This is a genomic window from Alloscardovia theropitheci (assembly GCF_004332295.1).
Lineage (GTDB): Bacteria > Actinomycetota > Actinomycetes > Actinomycetales > Bifidobacteriaceae > Alloscardovia > Alloscardovia theropitheci.
Window position 1 is genome coordinate 1 of the sequence record NZ_RXLP01000017.1, and the last position, 20,253, is coordinate 20,253.

A 20,253-nucleotide genomic window follows, 5' to 3' on the forward strand; every position below is an offset into this window, starting at 1 on the left:
GGACTTTACTGACTGGGGTGGGGTGGTTTCTAGTGGTGGTTGCAACATTGCTTACTTTTGTGTGGTTTTATTTTAGCAGTACATGGTGTTTTTTTATGTTCATTAATGAGTTCGAGTATTTTCTCGATAGGACGCTTCCACCCTAGGGTTTACGGGGCCGATCGTTAAGTTCTTCTGCTACAGTATCCAAGTAATCTTCCGAATAAACACTCATATCAAGCACGCGAGCAACATATTTATACCCATATCCTTGAGCAAACAAGCTGAAAGCCTGCCGTCTCACACTCTTACTATCTACGTTCACGGAGGTCTCCTATTCCCACCTCCAAAAAACGGGGAACAGTTTACAAGTAGGGGGATATCAAATAGGTAGTAGATTCATTCATAGTTAAGATTAAATTCGCAGAGATAAGTTAGAGACAATATCATATGACTCGAAGTAAGAACATCAGAATAGTCATAGATTTGTTCTTACTATTGCTGACTAATGTTGTCACAGATTCGTTGTGTGACAACATTAGTCAGCAATAGTGTTTATTATACCTAAATAGGGTTGAGTCGAGTAGGTTAGAAGTATCATTTAACGAATATAATAGCTTGAGTGTTGTTACTCTTACTATAAACAAGGGATTACTTTACTAATCTAAAAGATGAAACCATTCTTTAGTTTATCGTGAAGATTTTCCTTATAGCATCGGCCAACAATTTTTTAGATTTTGGTACACCAAGCAAAGTTATGATAATAATGAATAAAAGCGTAGCAGGGAATATTTTGATTAGACCCTGTAGGATTAAGCTATCATTCAAATTCATTGGAACTTGATCTTGTAATTCAATGGTAGGTAGGCATATGTGATACCTCTCTTCTAGGGCTAGTGTAAAAAATAAACAAATTTCGTATAATAATATACTGAATCTCACCTGTACTAGTTTCGCTCTATTGAGTGGAGTTTCTTTTATCGTTAATGAGGTAATTTTTGAAACTAATAGTACTAAATTATCGAAGGTTAATGTGAAAGTGCTCAATGCGACCAATGCGGCAACCATCTCGGTAGAGTTAGTGTTAACAGTCCCTAGAAAAAGGAAAATAAGTAAACCTATGATCAAGGGGATAACGCTTATTTGTAATAATTTTAAAAAAACCTTTACGGAATAACAGAACGAGATTAAAGTCAAGAGTAGAGAAATTATTGATAAGAGTAGGGAAATCTTTGGTGATTGTTCTATCTTGGAAGCGTGAGCAACAGCTTGAAGGTAACTACTACAGAACATCCAATACATGACAATGGTGGCTCCTCTAATTGCTAGTGCGGAATTTTCATGACTACCTTTGTGTTTGCTCCAATTGACTTGAAACACTCTATCGAGACAAATCATAATTATGGACCATATGAGAGGAATAATGAAAGGTATCCATACGCGAAAATAAATATCCACTGACTTAAGAAGTGGAACCAGTTTCTGGGTAAATAGTAAAAATACAAAGAATATATCGATAAGTGTTGAGAAAAGAATTGTAACAAACAAATATATATTCCCTTTAATCCACATACAGAAACGGGATACTTGCTTAGACAGTTTATCTTTCATTGTTTTCTTCTCACTCTTGTACCTAATCTCAAAAATATGCATTAAAAAATATTCTGGGTAGTTAGAAAATGAGTTATAAAATCATTCAATAAAGAGATGCTTTTTATAACCCACTCTTTTGTTTACTTTACTCGGTTACATGACAGATACTATGTTTAACGAGTACCGGAGTCTGAAAATGTAGCATCTTTGAAAATTCGATTGCATAATGTGGAGCATTCTCCAAGTAGAGTTCTTGGTACATAAACAAACTGTAGCTATGCGAGTAAACCCACTGAAACAATCTAACTATCCGAAACCGATAAAAATTTCATCCATAGGAATAAAAAATTGTATTTCTTGATAATTCCTCTTGATAACTCCATCCACTCCCTCAAGCAAACACGCGCGAGATTACCGCGCTAACACCATACTCCATCTGTATTGCATGTCTTGCAGTCGTTTTGCAAGACATGCATTCATGTTTTAATAGAGGGGTTCATTTTGTAGAGAGGGAATAACTTTCTTAGGGAGAGACGAATGACACATATTTCTGATGATTCTATAGTCAGAAAGAAGGAAAAAAGGAAGATTATATTAATTGTGCTTGCAGCAGTTGTAGCTGTTGCTATCTTGGCTGGGACAGCTATATGGGGGATAAGCGCGATTAATTCAACGAATGATTCTGCTAGCACGTCTGCAGATGGTACGGTAACTAGTACCACTCAGTACCAGTCTTCATCTGCAGTTCAGAATAATCAGAGTACTCACGATAATTCGAGCCCAACGAATACCGAACATACTGATCCTGTTCCAAGCTCACCACAAGCTGACAGTGCACAAGATTCCTCGTCTGCAGATGCTACTCAAAGCGAGAAATCGCAAGGTTCGGGCAGTTCAAATCGCTCAAATAATTCGAATAGCTCAGCAGATACTTCTGGCAGCAACTCAGATCGCTCTCACCACTCTCAAACTCAAGGTGATACTAGCAACCATTCTGATTCATCAAGCTCTCACACGAGTTCGGATTCGGATAAGAGTCAGCCAGAAAAGCATGAGCAGCAATCGCAAGACCCAAAAACTGACGATGAGAAGACCGACTCCGCAGCTTCAACATCCCCAGCAGACCCTGTCGTCTGGAATTACGGCTCTCACGCGGTCAAAGATGCACAAAACACGCTCGCTGATGATCAAGTGCGCCAGTCGCCGTTCTATTCGGTACAGGTGCGAAACGATGCGTCGACAGACGACAAGACCAAGACTCCTCAGTCTTTCGACTCCTTCACATACCTTTCTATCCCTCGCGGCGGTCTTGGCAAAGTTGGCTACACTAGCGATGATGGCGCTGAATTTGCAGCGGATAACGGTTTTACGATGAGTTGGTCTAGCTTTGTGTATTCGCATGATGTGTGGGTTAATGTTTCACTCGATACGGGTGCGAAGATTTCGAGCGTAGACGATGTAACGATTCGCCCTACGACTCTTAATTTCCAGAAGAAACTGGTTAACGACCATACTATTGCTATTAAGATCCCGTTTAGCGCGGACGGTTATCGTTTCTCTGTAGAATTTGCTCCGGAGCAAACCGATGTGTATGCAAACGGTGCTGGCGGTGCGGTGACGAAATATTCAACGGCATCGAACAAAGACGAACAGCTGGCTAATGCTCACGATTACATCGAAACCGAACCTCGAAATTCCATGATGATTTTCGCGCAGCCAGAAGTCAAGGGCACTGAGGAAGGTGCGAAGACCATTCCAACTGAAACCTCTGGTAAGACTCTTACTGTCGAACCAGGCGAGTTCCCGAAGACTATTGCTGATGATATCGAAATCATTTATCTTAAAGCTGGCGTTCATTGGATGGGCGCGAAACGTCAAGCAGAGTTTCCTGCAAGTGTGCGTTGGGTGTATTTCGAACCGGGAGCATATCTTAAAGGCGCGCTCAAATTTGAGGGAAATCGTGACGTGACGAATTACAAAATAACTGGTTATGGTGTACTCTCCACTGAGCAGTACGGTTATGAAACGTCTACAACCCACGGTTTTACTCACCGACCAGACAGTGATAACAATTGCTGGGATTCGTGTGTGAAGCCAATGCGTTTCTCTTCAGAAAACGTTCCTCAAAAGCTTGATCTTCAAGGTATTACGGTAAAAGAGCCGTCATATCACTCTTTTGTGCAATACGGTTACGATGATTTTGCTCTCGATGTGCGAAATTACCAGCAAGTCGGCGCATGGTACTGGCAAACCGACGGTCTCGAGCTGTATAAAGGCTCGACCATGAAGAACACCTTCATTCATGCAAATGATGATGCCGTCAAGCTCTACCATGATGATGTTACCGCGAAAAATACCGTCATTTGGAAGAACGAGAATGGCCCTGTCTTCCAATGGGGTTGGGTCGGTCGAAATATCAATAATGTTCGCGTCGAAAACACAGACATCATCCATAACCGCATGTATTGGGGTGGTAATTCGAACTCCGGTGTCTTTAACTCTGCAGGGGACTTGTGGGGTGGCTCTCACGAGGAAAGCCCATCGCCGAACTGGCTCGTCCAGAATATGACTTTCAAAAATACGCGAGTCGAGGGTGCGCTGAACTGTGGTATAAACATTGATAATCAAGGTTCCGCCAAGAACATTACCATTGACGGTTTCTATGTGGATAAATGGAATGGGCAGAGCAAAGATTTGCAACGTTCAAGACTGACCATGGCTTCAAACCGTTTTGGGCAAAAAGGGCAATTCGGCGACGAGCATAGTAACGGATTAACTATTCGAAATTATTTCGTTGGTGGTCAAGGAATTAGCCTTGACGATGGCAACTGGCAGGCTGATCAGCTCGGTCGATTGAACTTCGATGCTTCTTTGTGGGGCAAATGGAGCGTGGATTACGATAAGAGCGTTGCGACCAAGCCAACTGTAGAAGTTAGCGGCTTAGGCGATGGACAGGTAGTCGATTCGCGAAACGTGACGATTCAAGGAACGGTTAGCGGTGCGCGGAATGTCACAGTTATCGTTAACGGTGAAGCAATTCCAGCAGTTATTGCAGATGGAAAATTCTCAGCTCGCGTACATTTTGCGCGTACCAATAATTCTGTACGAGTTGTAGCGACGAACGTACTAGGGGAAAATGCTCAGAAGGTTCTCACTCTCGTTTCCTATGGAGAAAAGCTCGGCTCAATGACTGACAGAGAGGGCGATGACAACGGTCCAGGCTCGTACGAGTATCCGCTTGACTCGGCGTTTACCAAAGGCAACTTTGATATGACCGAGTTCACAGCTTACGCTGATGGAGACCATTACGACTTCACAACGACCATGGCCACAGATATTACGAATCCTTGGAATGGTAACGGTATCTCGACTCAGCAGCTCAATATTTATTTGCGCGATGGTGAGGCTGTTGATACGGGTATCGTGCCGCTACGTGAGGGAACGCAATCGTATGTCCAAGGCGCTTGGAATTACGTCATTGTCGTTGATGGTCGTTTTAACCCAGGAGTGTATGATGCGCAGGGGAAGAAAATTGGCGATATTGAGATAGCAGTACAGGGCAAACGACTTACTGCTCGTGTCGCTAAGACGGTCTTGGGTAAATTTGATGTGAAGGATGCCAAATATCAGGTATCGATGTATTCGTCAGTGGAGAGTGATGCTGGCCTAGGAAATATTCGCCCAATCTTTTCTGCAGAATGTGTAGCTGGTCGAGCAGAGGGGTGCGATAACGGATGGCTTAAGTACTATCGCTTTTGTGGGGCAAAGGGTAATTATTTGCACGATAACCCATACAATACCGATCATACGGCTTCGAACGCGCTGGATATTTTTGTCGGTAATGAGAAGCGAAACGGTACGCAAGCTGAAATTATGAGTTTGGATCATGATAAAGTTCTCTTCCCATATCTGAAGCTGGAGAGGTAGGAGCTTAGAATATTTCGCTGGGTTCAGTTGGGTGAAATTGCCTCGATTTATCATCTTTTGGGTAAAACGGGTCATAATTGAGAACGCGACTGGGTATTTCGAGCTGAAAATGGTGCCGAAATGCCCAAAAGGTTACAAATATTGAGTCGAGCAGAAAATAGGCGCATATGGATAAGACTAAAGAGCTAAAGGGTAATTGCAGAAGATTCGTTTTGAAATAAAGCTCGAAATCTGAGGTATGAGTGTACCTGTAAAGCAAGCTCTAAATCCAAGTAATGAAAGTAAAAGTCGGAGGCTGATAGCAAACACAAAAGGAGCTGTGTGAGAAAATGAGTCTTTTCCCACACAGCTCCTTTTTACTGTGTTAACTTGTAGTGTTCTTTATGCGGATATAGAACCTTAGTAAGGTTGCTCATGCGGTAGGCATTGGGGTATAGGGGGAATAGATTCAGATATTGTCCCGCTGCTATTTGTTAGTGGGTGTTGTCCATACGTACTAGGAACTATGTTTCCTCGTTGTGTTCTTTTCTCTGGAGTCTTCGCTCTTTTAACGCTGCAAGTTGTTCTGGTTGCTGATAGACATAGTCGATAATAATATCCATGAGATCAAGAATATCTTTGGCATCGTCTTCGTCTACTGGCTGGGTGAAATCTCCATGCGCCATTTCGTTCCCAAAGTAACGTATCTCATTTGCTTGTTCAGTAACGAGTGACGACATGTTTGTTTCCTGTGAGAGCTTCTCGATTTTATTCGCAAGGCTTCCCTTTTCGATGTGGTGCTGTTTACATATTGCCTCAAGTGCACTTCTCGCCATGAGTATACAGGCTCTATAGCTTCTAATGCTAAAGCAGGAGTATGCTTCGCTAGCTGCGCTTGATATAGCTTCAGGCACATTTTTATACTCTTTTCCATATGGGAAATCGGGATACCATTGAATTATTCGGATTCCTCCTGCTTCTATAAAATCTGGAGCAGAGAATGAATAGTCGTACTCGGGGACTAGCGGTTCAGTAACTGCAATATTTGGTGCATTACAGTTATCGCACTTGCATGCAACTATCCGAACGTTTTGTTCATCTGTTTCAATCTTGTAGGCAGGCGCATATTGTGTCATATGTGATGCTGTTCTACATGTCCAGCATATTCTTGTTACCATACCTTTATTGTACCTTTTAACACGAGTAATGAAATGAGCTGAGAAAAAGTAAACTACTCATTTTCCCGAATGGCTTAACTACTATGATAAATGTTTCATTTTATTATGCTGGGAGATGTGGGCGCAATTTTGGTTAACTTACAACTTTGATATTAAATACGAAAGAGACTAACATTGTCTGATGCGTGTTTACATGGTTGAGATGTGTAACGGGTAAGGTGTTGCACTGCTGTTGTGATAATGCATCCGCACATAATTGATGGATATTCGCAAGGGAACGTGTGTGTGACATTAGTGTTTTTTAGGTTCTCTCGCCTTTTCATACCATTGTTTGTAGTTGTCCATATTATCTATTCCCATTTGCTTGAGAACATGATTAAAACAGTATGGATTTTTGGATGTTTTCTTGCACAGGTTAGTGAGTAATGCTTCTATCTTTTTAAGAAATTCTAAGTATTCTGACTTGTCAATAATTAAATTAAAATCTTTAATAAGTTGGAATACTTTTTCGTTTGCAGTTAATGGTTGAGCACAATAGAGTCGTTCGTCATGTGCACATATATTTCTGAATTCTCTTATTCGTGTATAAACCGAATCAAGCTTTTTGGAATCTATGGTTATCGGCGTCTTGTGGGATTGATTATAGAGCTTCGTATATGTCTGAGCGATTTCACCTCTAACATCTTTTGTTTGTGACTTGAAGAACCATGTTGTTTGGCCTAAAGTTAGATTGTTTGACAGAACCCAGAGTGGGACTTCTCCGTCGTGCCTAGTGATGCAATGCTGTATGTAGGATTTTATTCTTTCTGGGTGCTTTGTGGCGGGACTATTATTAGCAATTATGCGATGGAAATCAGCTATTAATCCATGTACTTTTGCTTTTGGATTGTAGTAGCTGCTGTCAAGATATGCGTTTTTTATATTCGGATATTTTTTAGTAAAGTGGTATGCACATGTTGTTCGTAAAACTGCTTCTGCTTTTGTAGTAGCTATGAATATCGTACTTCGTAGTTCTCTATCAAATTTAAATAATTGATAGATATCTTCGAATTCTGTTCCTTCTTTGAATTTATCTTCTTTTGCATTAGCACTTTCGTTTACTAGAAAAGGATCCTTATAGCCATTGATGATGCTGTAGTAGCCTTCTCGTTGGAGCCTGCGTTTAGCTATACCTTCGTTACTGAATTTTATGTTCCGTCTTTTTAATATTTGTATCTGTTGTTCTGTTGTCGTGAAAGGTTTATGCATCATTGCCCCCTTTTCTTTATGCATTAGAGCCACTCTATACAAGTTACTTGCTCTAGAGTGGCTCTAACGAACCGGACACCGCCCGGCTTAATCACATTTCTATCGTATCATTTAGTTTTTTAGACACGCCAAGTGCGCTTTCGTTCATGGTTTGTTTGTCTTTAGAGAGTATATAACATAAAGTATCTCTTTTAGTAGTATTATGCATGCTTGGTCTTATGCTGTCTTACGGGCTAATAACAGGAGCAAGCATGCTAATCGATGGTCTGTTTCATTTTTGTGCCTGCATACAATATTCTATATAGTACTGAGATAGATTACATGGATTAGCTCTTTATTCGCTTTAGATGGATATCGTCCGTATGAGCTTGTTGAAGAGTGCGAATATATCCTGACAAATTTATTTCGTTTAAAAAAGGTCAAATACTGTTCGTGCGACACTATTCGCGTCACCAAATATATTTTTATTTTACCTACTTATCTAAATTAGCTACGGCTTAGTAACAATTCTGCTCTGTTTGAGTTTAGAAAGTTTGAATTTAGACTCGTATAGATGACTGAGGTAATGAGTTATGGTTGTCTGCGTATATACATTCTCAGCACAGAGAGCATGATTATTGTGTAATTGGATTATTTATGAAGTTTTTCTCTTTCTGTATAGATAAATTATTGTGAGATGGAATAAGCCCGATATATATGGATGCATGGTTACTGATATGTGTTAGCCACTGTTTAGTCGTCTAAAAGAAACTGTTAACGGATACATAGGCTGGCACAGTGCAAAACGAATCTATGAATGACTTAAGATTCTAAATTCAGTAGGTTACTGACGTACCTCGAATTGTGAGACGGAATCAAACCAGTCTAGCAACTCCTCACCACTTCAATTCTTGCACACCACTACATGTTTTACACTGTACAACGTTATCTCAAGCGATGTGGCAATCGGTAAGATTATCTTTACTCGTTCCTACGCATGATAGAACGGATAAATCTTCTTGGATGAGAAAGTAGTTACCGTCTATGTTGTACTGGCTTAAATCGAACGTTATATTATTACCTTCGATTGTGAGCCCAGCGTGTGGCTGCACTTCGTAACCATTAATTATTTGCGAAGCGCTAGCCGTTTGCGGTATGGTCAGAGTGAGCACTATGAGAGCGGCACTTATCGCGCCTATTTTTTTCCTTTCATGATCTTCTCCAATGAAGTGTGTGAATTATTTGTGGGGTAAGAGGAAAGAATTAAGTAAATAAATATAGCAACGAACAAATATAACGTAATGATTGCTTAAAACTCTTCTCTTGCAATGTATTATAGCGCGATTTATTTGGGGTGGCAATGAAAAGCGCTCGACGCGATAAGTGAGGAGGGAATTATTTGCGCGCAATCGTGAGAATGAAATGAGAATGAAAAATGAGCGATGATACCCGGTTTTACCATCTTTTGGGCAAAACGGGTCACAAATGAGAGCAGAAAGTATCTTTTTAATCCGAAATTGGTACCGAAATGCCCAAAAGGTTATAAATATCGAGTCGGGAGGAAAATTATCGCAGTTAGATAGGTGCAGAAAAATTCGCGCAAATAGCTTTAAGCAGATATGCGCATACGTTAGGTGCTAAAGATGTACCGAAATGCCCAAAATGCATATAAAAATCTCCGGCTAGAAAATTAATCCTAGTCGAAGATATTTCTCTCTTAAGCATTCGTCATCCGAAAGCCTTATCGTTTGTAACCCCGCGCGGAGTTGTAATTGTAAATGCTATGCAAGGTATATTACGCAGTGATGCGCTGTTTGGTATTCATATCACGCAGGGCATCACTGAGTAATGTGAATACCAAACAGTGACGCCCCGTGCGATGTGAAGATCGTACGGGGCGCTGCCCGCATTGCTACCAATTGTTATGCATTACGCATGCTTGAGCAGCAAATCGCGGCACAACCCCGTCGAGCCGCGCACGACGAGTTCTGGGTCAAAAGTAACCACGCGATGCTGCCCGATAAGCGAATCATCGTTCATCATGGCATAGAGTGACGTAACAGCAGAGCGTGCGATGCTTTCGACTGGCTGGCGAAGAGTGGTCAGACCCGGACGAATGTATCCGAGCTGCGGCGAATCGTCATAACCGATTACGGAGATATCGTCAGGCACGCGCATTCCTCTAGCATTGAGCGCTTTGATTGCTCCAAGCGCAAGAGAATCGCTTGCACACAGCAGCGCAGTAACGCCGTTCTCTGCGAGTTTAATTGCTGCATCATGGCCGGATTCGAAACCGTATGTCGTCCAAATGGTGTCAACGATTTCGATGTTGTTGTTTTCAGCAAAACGAAGTGCTGCCTGATACTTCATGATAGAAGGGTAGTGGTTTGGGTCGCCCATGAGTAAAGCGACTCGACGATGGCCTTGACTCATGAAAAGTTTCATTGCCATATCGCATCCAAGAGCATCATCAGTGCGAACTACAGTGCCCTTGACACTTGAATCTGCTTCGTTAATGAAAACTTTTGGAATCCGGCGTTCGTCCAGTAGATTATACATGGAAAAATCGCCGTGACGTGTGTCATAATTTCCAGCGATAAATATGATGCCGTCGATTTGCCGATTCATTACCATAGTGAGCAATGAGTTTTCCGTTGCACCCCCCAATGTATAGGTGCACAGCAGTGGCAGTACATTACGTTGCGCTAGCTGAGTAACAATTGCGGTAGTAAACGCTGGGAAAATCGGATTATTCAGATCAGGAGTAACGAGTGCAACTTCATGCGTTGTAGTGCGCGTTGCCTCGCTTCTTGGCATGCCTAAAGATTGCATGGCCTCCATCACAGTTTGACGTGTCTCCTCTGAAACGCCAGGTTTACCGTTAATAACGCGTGATACTGTCGCTTGGCTTACGCCAACTTTTTGCGCAATATCTGCAAGTGTTTTCATGGGTGCCCTCTCTATTTTCCACGAAAGCGATAATCTTCTACCACCACTCTATACCTTTGCAAAAAGTTACGCAAATTTTGCGTAAAAAGTTTTGCGTTTAAGATGACAACGCAATATTTATAGTAAGAGTTTGCGTAGTTTGCATAAAGAAACGCCGAAAGAAACGCAATTTTCGAAATAATTGTCGTGCCGGAAGCCCAATAATTTAGCGCTTTCTCGTAAACCTTACGAAATTTCTAGAAAATATTTACGTAAAAGTTGCGCAAAATTTGCGAAATGTGGTATTGTTATTTACATCATAAAAGAAAGAAATGAGGTCGCGGGAGACTGCACGACTTTCTCATTATGGTGTTCAATGATGAAATAAGGAGAAAATTATGAAGAAGCGTTCTGGCGCTACCGTTGTGATTGCAGCAGGTTGCGTAGCGGTTCTCGGTATGGCTGGTTGCAGCGCAAACGGCGCAAATGCAACCAAGACGGCAGATGGCAAGCCAATCGTTAAGGTTCAGGTTGTCAAGGATGCCCGTTTGGGTAAGATGGACAAGCTCGGTTGGGTCAAGGACCTCGAAAAGGCTTGCGATTGCAAGATTCAGTGGCAGGAAACTGCAGCAAATTCTTGGGGTCAAGCAAAGGGTGCACAGCTTGCAGCTGGCGATATTGCTGACGTAACCATCGGTGGATACGGCACAAGTGATATTGCTCAATACAGCAGCCTCTTTATGGATTTGACTCCACACTTGAAGGATATGCCAAACCTTTCTAAGGCTTTCAAGGAAGAGCCATATGGCCAGGTAGTATCTACCCAGGCTGATGGTAAGATTCAGGGCTCGCCAAACATCGCGCCTACCCGTGAATCCAACTCTTCTAACCACCTCTTCATTAACAAGACATGGCTTGATAAGCTCGGTCTTCCAGTTCCAACTACTTGGGATGAGTATGAAGCAGCTTTGAAGGCATTCAAGACTGGTGATCCTAACGGTAACGGCAAGCAGGATGAAATTCCTTTGGATTTGAATGCTGCTGGAACTGATGGATTCGGTATGTTCTCCATGAACGTATTCGTTACTTCCCTCGGTATTCCTCTGTCTTCCTCAGCTGGCGGAACCATTGGTATGTATGCTAAGGATGGAGTAGTTAAGAACTACTTGCAAGATGAGCGTTGGAAGACCACAATTCAGTTCTTGCACCGCTTGTGGGATGATGGCGTAATGTCTAAGGACATCTTCACCCACGATTGGTCACAGTACACTGGTACAGCAAAGAATGATCAGAAGACAGCAATCGTTGGATCTTCTATCATGTGGACTCCATCCGATCTCTTCGGCAACGCTTTGGGCGATCAGTACATTACTCTTCCTACATTGAAGGCTTCTGCAGATCAAACTGAGAAGACAGTATGGACCTTCAATGGTGATGATTTGAAGTATCAGGCAAACAAGGCAGTTGTTAAGGCAAACCCTGCAAATCCTGAAGCTACTTTGAAGCTTGTAGATGCATTCTACAGCCCAGATATGTCTGTTCAGATGACTTACGGTGAATTCGGTGAATGTGTCAAGAAGAACGGTGAGAATGATTACACCGTTTTGAAGCCAGCTGATAAGACTAAGAATGCTGGTGACTGGATGTTCAGCCACGCACTCGCTGATGGTGCTCCTGTTTACTTGTCTCGTTCAATGAAGGTATACAACGAGAACGATGAGAAGGAAACCGGTGTAGGTGTAGTCGATGCAGTTTATGCAGAAAACTATGCAAACATGAACATGAATACCGATGTTCTCTACTCGAACATGCCAATTACCCAAAAGCAGCAGGAAACCATTACTGCTAATGCAACTGGTTTGAACCAGATGTCTATGGCAAACTTCGCAAAGTGGGTTACTGAAGGTGGTGTCGAAAAGGATTGGGACGCATACCAGCAGCAGCTCAAGGACAACAAGCTTGAAGAAGATATCAAGATCCAGCAGGAAATCTATGACAGCTACAAGGCTCGCATGGAAAAGCTTGGTGTTGATTTGAATACACTCGTCGGCGCGCAACATTAAGGAGAGCTTATAGAGACATAAAAACTATCACTATTCTTTCTTTCTTAAAATCTCATTAAATGCCATAATCCGACCTAAAAGGCTAGTCGCACATAGATGCTCCTTTACCGCTAGCTCGATAGGAAGGATTATGGCATAGTTTGAACCATTAAACCTTTAATAATTGTTAATTAATTTTATTCAAGAGAAGAAATGAAACATTGAGGAGTTTCCATGACCGACGTCAATGGCAATGATGCCACTAACGGAGTAGAGGACTCAAAGCGTAGGGGAATTATCGTCCTTACCGCTTCTGCAGTAGCTGTAGCAACTCTTGCTGGTACTGCAATTTGGGGAATTAGCTCTGCTTATCGCGGATCTCATGACAATGAGACAACGACATCGCAAACGCAGAAGACTGAAGCTCAGTCGCAATCGCAGTCATCGCGTTCAAAACGTACTGCTGATAGTGCAAAAAGAAATCCACAAACTTCTACTCAAACTGAGAAGAAGTCCGATACCTCATCTGAGGCTAAGAAAGATGTAGCGCAACCAGCACAGAATTCACAGAATCAGGGTTCGCAAAATCAAGGTGCGGCTTCACAAAGCGCTCCTGCTCGCCCACGCACTCGTACACAGATGCGTAATTCACGCTCACGTGGTGCAAGCAATTCTAATCCGACTCGTAATACGCCTGCACAGCCTGCTCAGCCATCACGACCAGGCAACAATAATTCTGGCAAGCAGACCGTTCCGGTAAATCCGGATAAAACTACTAAGCCAAATCCAAGCAAGCCTGCAGATGAAACTAAGCCACAGCATAACGACTCAGATCAGCCAGTCGTATGGGGCTATGGTGCTGATGCTATCAAGGATTCAAAGAATGCATTGAAGGACAACCAAGTTCGTGAATCGCCATTCTATTCTGTCAAGGTAGGAAATGTATCAAGTGACAAGAAGCTCGATTCATTCACATATCTTTCCATTCCTCGCGGTGGTCTTGGAAAGGTTGGCTATAACGGTACTGATGGTGCTGAATTCGCAGCGGAAAACGGCTTTACTATGAGCTGGTCTAGCTTCGTGTATTCCAAGGATGTGTGGGTAAATGTTTCTTTGAATACCGGTGCAAAGATTTCAAGTGCTGATGATGTAACCATTCGTCCAACTTCTTTGAAGTTTGAAAAGAAGATGGTTGACGATCATACTATCGCTGTAAAAGTACCGTTTAATCAGGGTGGATACCGTTTCTCAGTAGAATTTGCTTCTGAGCAGACTAAGGTATTTGCTAATGGTGCTGGTGGTGCTGTAACTGAGTTCTCTACAGCTGCAGATAAAGATGATCAGCTCAAGAATGCGAAGGATTATATCGAAACTGAACCACGCAATTCTATGATGGTGTTCGCTCAGCCAAAGGTTGAAGGAACAGATGAAGGCAAGGCAACGATTCCTACTGCTCAAGATGGTAAAATGCTTGTGCTTGAGCCTGGCGAATTCCCTAAGACAATTGCTGATGACGTTGAAATCATTTATCTAAAGTCTGGTTCTCACTGGATGGGTTCAAAGCGTCAAGCAGAGTTTGGTCCTAGCGTTCGCTGGGTATACTTCGAGCCGGGTGCTTATCTCAAGGGTGCTTTGAAGTTTACTGGTAATCCAAAGTATACGAACTATAAGCTCACTGGTTATGGTGTATTGTCTACCGAACAGTATGGTTATGAAACTTCTACGACTAATGGTTTCAACCATCGTCCAGATAAAGATGATCAGTGCTGGAACTCGTGCGTAAAGCCAATGCTCTTTACTTCTGATGCTATTCAGCAAAAGCTTGATCTTCAAGGTTTGACTGTCAAGGAACCTTCATACCACTCTTATGCTCACTATGCATACGTTCCAAAGGATGCAGAAGAAGCTAAGGTTCGCCCTATGGGTAGCGAAGAAACATTCTCCATGGATATTCGAAACTACCAGCAGGTGGGTGCATGGTACTGGCAGACCGATGGTCTTGATTTGCATACTGGTTCTACTATGCGAGATACCTTCTTCCACGCAAATGATGATGTTATTAAGCTTTATCATGACAATGTAAAGTCTAAGAATGTTGTTATTTGGAAGAATGAGAATGGTCCTATCTTCCAGTGGGGTTGGGTTGGCCGCAATATTAACAACGTACATGTAGAGAATACGGAAATTATCCACTCTCGTATGTACTGGGGCGGAAATAGCAATATGTGCGTATTCAACTCTGCAGGCGATCTGTGGGGCGGATCTCACAAGGAAAGCCCTGCGCCTAATTACTGGGTACAGAATATGACATTCAAGAATACTCGCGTTGAAGGTACATTGAACTGTGGTATTCGTATCGACAATCAGGGTTCCATGAAGAACGTGACAATTGACGGCTTCTATGTCGATGATTGGACAGGACAGCGCCAAGATCTCCAGCAGTCTACTTTGAAGATGGCAAAGAGCTGGGATGGCAAGTATGGTACTTTCGGCGATAAGGATACGGCAAACGGTCTTATCATTCGCAACTACTATGTCAAGGGTCAGGGAATCAGTTTCGCTGATGAAAACTGGCAGGGCGACCAACTCGGACGTCTCGCATTCGATCCTTCTTTGGAAGGGCAATGGACAGTTGGCTATGATGGCGAGGCAACCGGTAAGAAGCCTGAAATTACTGTCGACAGTCATACGAATGGACAAACTGTTGAATCCCGTGATTTGACCTTGAAGGGTAGTGTCAAGGATGCAAAGTCCGTCACTATTGATGTCAACGGTAAGGAAGTTCCTGGAAAAGTCAGTGCTGATGGAAAGTTCGAAGCAACTATTCATCTTGATCGAGTCAGCAACTCTGTACGCATCTTGGCTCAAAGTGAGACAGGCGTAAAGTCCGCAAAGTACATCGCTTTGACAGCATTCGGCAACAAGATGGGAAGCATTGCAGATGCTAAGGGTGACGATAATGGTCCAGGATCATACACGTATCCAACTAACGGTGCATTTGCTGAAGGTAACTTCGATATGACCAATTTCGATGCCTATGATGATGGCGACAGCTACAACTTCGTAACCTCACTGGCGACTGAAATCAATAACCCATGGGGTGGCAACGGCATCTCAACTCAGCAGCTCAATATCTATCTTCGCGATGGAAAGGCAACTGACGATGCTGTAGTACCACTTCGCAAGGGTACACAAACCTACGTTAAGGGCGCATGGAAGTATGCAATCATCGCTGACGGTCGCTACAACCCAGGCGTATATGCACCTGATGGAACAAAGGTAGGTGACCTTGAAATCAGTGCTATCGGTAACCGTCTGGCAGTGACAGTTAAGAAGTCAGTTATCAAGGATATTGATGCTGCTTCTGCACAGTACGAAGTCTCGCTCTACTCTTCTGCTGAAGGCGGAGAAGGTGTTGATAACGTACGCCCAGTGTACTCTGCAGCTTGCTTCGCGGGAACTGCTGAAGGCTGCACCGGTAGCTGGTTGCACGAGTATCGCTTCGGTGGTGCAAAGGGTGTATACCAAAGCGAAAGCCCATTCATCACTGATACCACCGCTTCTAACGCAATCGATATCCTCGTAGGCGATGAGAAGGCTAATGGTACACAGACAGAAATCATGAGTCTCGATAAGGATCAGGTCGTCGTTCCTTATGTAACGTTGGCCAAGTAAGTTTTCCCGAAACGAGAATTCAAGAAATAGACGAAGTGTGAGAGTTCTACGAATACTTTTGAGAGCTCTCACACTCCTGATAGTCCGGGTGATAATTCTCAGTTAGCAATTCTAAATCCGTGCTTAGTTACAGGTTTGGAATTGCTAACTCGAGAATGCTTGCATTGAATTACAGAATTCCCGGATTGTATAACTTATTAAAACTTTATACATACATAGCTTTCATAGATTTATCCGTTAAAGCATAGAAGAGAAAGGACTTGATAACTAGCACACTAAACTATTCTTTCTTTCTTAAAATCTCATAATATGCCATAACTCAATCCGTAAAGAGAAACATCGAAGTGACTCTTACGGAGGGTTATGGCATTAATTTTTTGAGGTCATGAGAAAGAATGATTTATTCATACAAGAGAAAAATTGAAAACAAGGGAGTTTCAATGAATAAACGTATGGGCAGAGCTGCCTCTACAACGATGAGCTCGAATAATTTCGAGGAAGAAATCCTGAGCTCAAAGAATGTGGTTGATACCACACGAAAATTGGATAGTGTCAGTGATCGAATGCAAGAAATTGCGAGCGATTACGGTATCTTAAGCAAGCATGGTTGCCTTAAACGAACAGCAGTGGCAACTTTCGTAGCCGCCGCAGTTGCGCTTGCTACCTTGGCTGGAGCTGGAGTGTGGGCGGTGAAGCCTGCATATGGAGAGGAAAACAAGCCCGCAATAGATCAAATAACGTCATTGCCAAAAGAATCTGAACCTGTCACGTGGGATTATGGTTCTCAAGCAACAAAAAATGATGTGAGTGAAATAGCTGATGATCAAGTGAGGGAATCTCCTCATTATTCGGTACAAGTGCGCAATACTGATAGTTTTTGGTGGCATAATTCGTTCACGTATTTGTCCATCCCACGAAATGGCAAAGAAAAGCCGCTGTATAACAATTCAGCAAAATGTCAAAGTGAGGAACGCGAACTTCCAAGGTGCTTTTATAAAGATGGTGCGGAGTTTGCATATGAAAACGGCTTTAATATGAGCTGGTCTAGTTTCGTGTATTCGCATGATGTATGGGTTAAGGTTTCATTGGATACAGGGGAGAAGATTTCAAGCGCTAATGACGTTACAATTCGTCCGAAAAGTTTAAACTTTGAGAAAAAATATGTCAATGAGCATACGATTGCAGTAAAAGTTCCCTATAGTGCGGCAGGTTATCGGTTCTCAGTTGATTTTGAACCAGAACAAACTCCCGTATTTATGGCTACGAATGGCACGGATCCGATTAGCTGGAAGTCTACGCGGCCTGATGTGCGATATCGGATTGAAACGAATAAGTGGTATGTCGAAACTGAACCGCGTCATTCAATGATGATTTTTGCGCAGCCAGAAGTGAGAAATACGAATGGGGAAGAAGAAAATATACCTCGCGGGGATTCCCCAAATATGAAGAAGCTTGAAGCAGGAGAATTCCCTAAGGATATTCCAGACGATGTCGAAATAATATATCTCAAGAGCGGTGTGCACTGGATGGGAGCTCATCGCCACGCTGAGTTCAAAGATAATATGGGCAAAAACGTCCGCTGGATATACTTTGAGCCAGGAGCTTTCCTTAAAGGTGGACTATTCTTCAATAATGGTCAGCGTAATTATAAAGTAACTGGTTACGGTGTTTTATCTGGCGAGCAATATGTGTATGAAGCGTCCACGAAGAATAATTTTGACAGGAGAGATGAGGATAAAGAGCCTGACGGCTGTCATGGTACATGTGTGAAGGCTCTAAGATTTACTTCAACGAATGAACAACAAAAGCTTATTTTGCAGGGAGTAACGCTTAAAGAGCCTGCATATCATTCATTCGTTGTATATGGGAATGAAGATAGTTTTGAAGCGAAGATTCGCAACTATCAGCAGGTGGGTGCTTGGTACTGGCAAAGCGACGGTGTTGAGCTGTACAAGAAATTTGATATGCAACACGTCTTCTTCCATGCCAATGATGATGTTATTAAAATTTATCATCCCGATGCTGTAGTTAAGGATGCAGTAATTTGGAAGAATGAGAATGGTCCTGTCGTCCAATGGGGATGGACCGGGCGAGATATAAGTAACGTAACTGTCGAAGATATCAATGTCATTCACTCTCGAATGGACATGGGGTGGGCGTCAAACACTTGCGTGCTTAACTCTGCTGGAGATCTCTACCCAGGTGATACTAGTTCACCATCGCCTCGCTTCCTGGTGGAAAATATAACATTCAAAAATTTCCATATTGAAGGTGCACTTAATTGTGCTATGCGAATTGATAATCAAAGATCAATGAAGAACGTGAAGATCGATGGCTTCTATGTCGAAGCTTTTAATCATCAGTACAAAGATGATCATTCGAGGTCAAAGCTTCGAGTTTCATCGGATGTCAATGGTATCAGGGGCTACCTTGGAGATCCGGGTCAGAGAAACGGTCTGATCATACATGATTTCTATGTAGGGAATAAGGCTGTTACTTCTAAAGGTGAAAATGACATTCGTTCACTAGGTAGAGTTGATATTGATAGTTCGTTTGAAAACGGATGGAGTATTGACCATAGCTCGGATGATGCAAATGCAAATCCTGAGATTTCATTGTATAACTATCAAGATGGTTCCGTTGTTACCTCACGCTTGCTACCTGTAAAAGGTAAAGCGCGACATGCGTCGAGTGTGTCTGTGTATGTCAACGGGATACAGCGAGATCCAATCTTGTATAACGGTGAATATTGGCTAAAGCCGGGTGCTTACTTAAATAAAACGAATAATAATATTCGTGTGGTAGCACGTGGATACGCTGGGCAAACGGTATCGAAGATTTATACCATTACTGTTTTGGATGAAAAAATTGGGTATATGGCAGATGCTCTTTATGACGATAATGGTCCGGGTAGTTACACGTATCCAAAATTATCTGAAATGTTTGCTCCGGGTAACTTTGATATGACTCATTTCGATGTATATGAAGATTCTCGCGACTATCATTTTGCGACAACGCTGCGAACTCAAATAGTTAATCCTTGGTTAGGGGTTGGCATCTCGGCCCAGCAATTACATATTTATCTTCGCGATAAAGCGATGAGTGATAAGGAAGAGACTCCACTGCGTGCTGGTACTCAAACCTATGCTAAAGGCAAGTGGAATTATGCAATTGTAGTGGATGGTAGGCAAGGAGCCGGCGTCTACTTACCTAATGGGGAAAAAGTAGGCGATGTTCGTATTTCTGCTGATGGAGTTACGATTCTTGCTTCCGTTTCAAAAGGCGTCTTTGGGTTTATGAATATACGTGAGGCTAAGTATCAAGTATCCATGTATTCCTCTGGGGAGAGCTCAGAAGGTGTAGGGAATATTCGACCAGTATATTCAACTGATTGCTTGAATTATAAAGCTTCATCTGGTGAAGATTGGTTAGGGAAATATCGTTTTGGCGGAGGTAAAGGCGATTATATGTCTCACACTCCGTTTACGACGGATACCTCTGGGTCAAATGCCTTGGATATCTTTATCGGCTACGAAAAGGATGGCACTCAATCGCAATTCCTCAGCCTTAATAAAAGTAGGGCAGTTGTGCCGTACGTTGGGTTAGCCCGATAAATATAAACGCGACAGAGACTTACATAATATGTGTAAGTTCTCCGTAGCAATAATTGCAAAACTCTTGCAAGAACCTTGCGTTAAAATTCGCATGTTTTTTGCAAGAGTTTT

General features: G+C 42.5%; 7 protein-coding genes and 1 pseudogene. 4 read left to right on the top strand and 4 right to left on the bottom strand.

Annotation, left to right across the window (positions count from 1 at the left end; translation table 11 throughout):
* Nucleotides 1–101: 101 nt before the first annotated feature.
* A pseudogene (locus tag EJ419_RS03340) lies at nucleotides 102–217 on the bottom strand (IS30 family transposase); the annotation flags it as partial.
* Nucleotides 218–2,109: 1,892 nt separating this feature from the next.
* Between EJ419_RS03340 and EJ419_RS03345 the strand changes: the two are divergent.
* Entirely contained in the window at nucleotides 2,110–5,499 is a 3,390-nt protein-coding gene (locus tag EJ419_RS03345) for a glucodextranase DOMON-like domain-containing protein (protein WP_131283609.1), read from the top strand.
* Nucleotides 5,500–6,002: 503 nt separating this feature from the next.
* On the opposite strand, the gene EJ419_RS03350 is transcribed toward EJ419_RS03345, so the two are convergent.
* From EJ419_RS03350 to EJ419_RS03360, 3 genes are all read right to left on the bottom strand, one after another.
* Nucleotides 6,003–6,656, bottom strand: a complete 654-nt coding sequence (locus EJ419_RS03350) for a DUF4145 domain-containing protein (RefSeq protein WP_131283611.1) — start codon at nucleotides 6,654–6,656, stop codon at nucleotides 6,003–6,005.
* 291 nt (nucleotides 6,657–6,947) lie between these two features.
* Nucleotides 6,948–7,928: an Abi family protein gene (locus EJ419_RS03355; RefSeq protein ID WP_131283613.1), complete on the bottom strand. Its 981-nt coding sequence runs from the start codon at nucleotides 7,926–7,928 to the stop codon at nucleotides 6,948–6,950.
* A gap of 1,884 nt (nucleotides 7,929–9,812) precedes the next feature.
* On the bottom strand, nucleotides 9,813–10,832 hold the full coding sequence (locus EJ419_RS03360) for a LacI family DNA-binding transcriptional regulator (protein ID WP_131283615.1): 1,020 nt from the start codon (nucleotides 10,830–10,832) through the stop codon (nucleotides 9,813–9,815).
* 377 nt (nucleotides 10,833–11,209) lie between these two features.
* Here EJ419_RS03360 and EJ419_RS03365 point away from each other — a divergent pair, with 377 nt between their 5' ends.
* The 3 genes from EJ419_RS03365 (at nucleotide 11,210) to EJ419_RS03375 (ending at nucleotide 20,142) form a co-directional block, all read left to right on the top strand.
* Nucleotides 11,210–12,874 carry a type 2 periplasmic-binding domain-containing protein gene (locus tag EJ419_RS03365; RefSeq protein ID WP_240680321.1) on the top strand — a complete coding sequence of 555 codons (1,665 nt, stop codon included), beginning with the start codon at nucleotides 11,210–11,212 and terminating at the stop codon, nucleotides 12,872–12,874.
* A gap of 213 nt (nucleotides 12,875–13,087) precedes the next feature.
* Nucleotides 13,088–16,528 (top strand): glucodextranase DOMON-like domain-containing protein, encoded by a 3,441-nt coding sequence (locus EJ419_RS03370; protein WP_131283619.1) that lies wholly within the window; start codon nucleotides 13,088–13,090, stop codon nucleotides 16,526–16,528.
* A 440-nt stretch (nucleotides 16,529–16,968) separates the two neighbouring features.
* A complete protein-coding gene (locus tag EJ419_RS03375) occupies nucleotides 16,969–20,142 on the top strand; it encodes a glucodextranase DOMON-like domain-containing protein (RefSeq protein ID WP_165496215.1) in 3,174 nt (1,057 codons plus the stop codon).
* The last annotated feature ends 111 nt before the right edge of the window (nucleotides 20,143–20,253 follow it).

What these genes read in the sequence shown, in the direction of transcription:
- EJ419_RS03355 (WP_131283613.1), bottom strand. Translation starts at nt 7,928, where the DNA reads ATGCATAAAGAAAAGGGGGCAATGATGCATAAACCTTTCACGACAACA.
- EJ419_RS03365 (WP_240680321.1), top strand. Translation starts at nt 11,210, where the DNA reads ATGAAGAAGCGTTCTGGCGCTACCGTTGTGATTGCAGCAGGTTGCGTA.
- EJ419_RS03375 (WP_165496215.1), top strand. Translation starts at nt 16,969, where the DNA reads ATGAATAAACGTATGGGCAGAGCTGCCTCTACAACGATGAGCTCGAAT.
- EJ419_RS03345 (WP_131283609.1), top strand. Translation starts at nt 2,110, where the DNA reads ATGACACATATTTCTGATGATTCTATAGTCAGAAAGAAGGAAAAAAGG.
- EJ419_RS03350 (WP_131283611.1), bottom strand. Translation starts at nt 6,656, where the DNA reads ATGGTAACAAGAATATGCTGGACATGTAGAACAGCATCACATATGACA.
- EJ419_RS03360 (WP_131283615.1), bottom strand. Translation starts at nt 10,832, where the DNA reads ATGAAAACACTTGCAGATATTGCGCAAAAAGTTGGCGTAAGCCAAGCG.
- EJ419_RS03370 (WP_131283619.1), top strand. Translation starts at nt 13,088, where the DNA reads ATGACCGACGTCAATGGCAATGATGCCACTAACGGAGTAGAGGACTCA.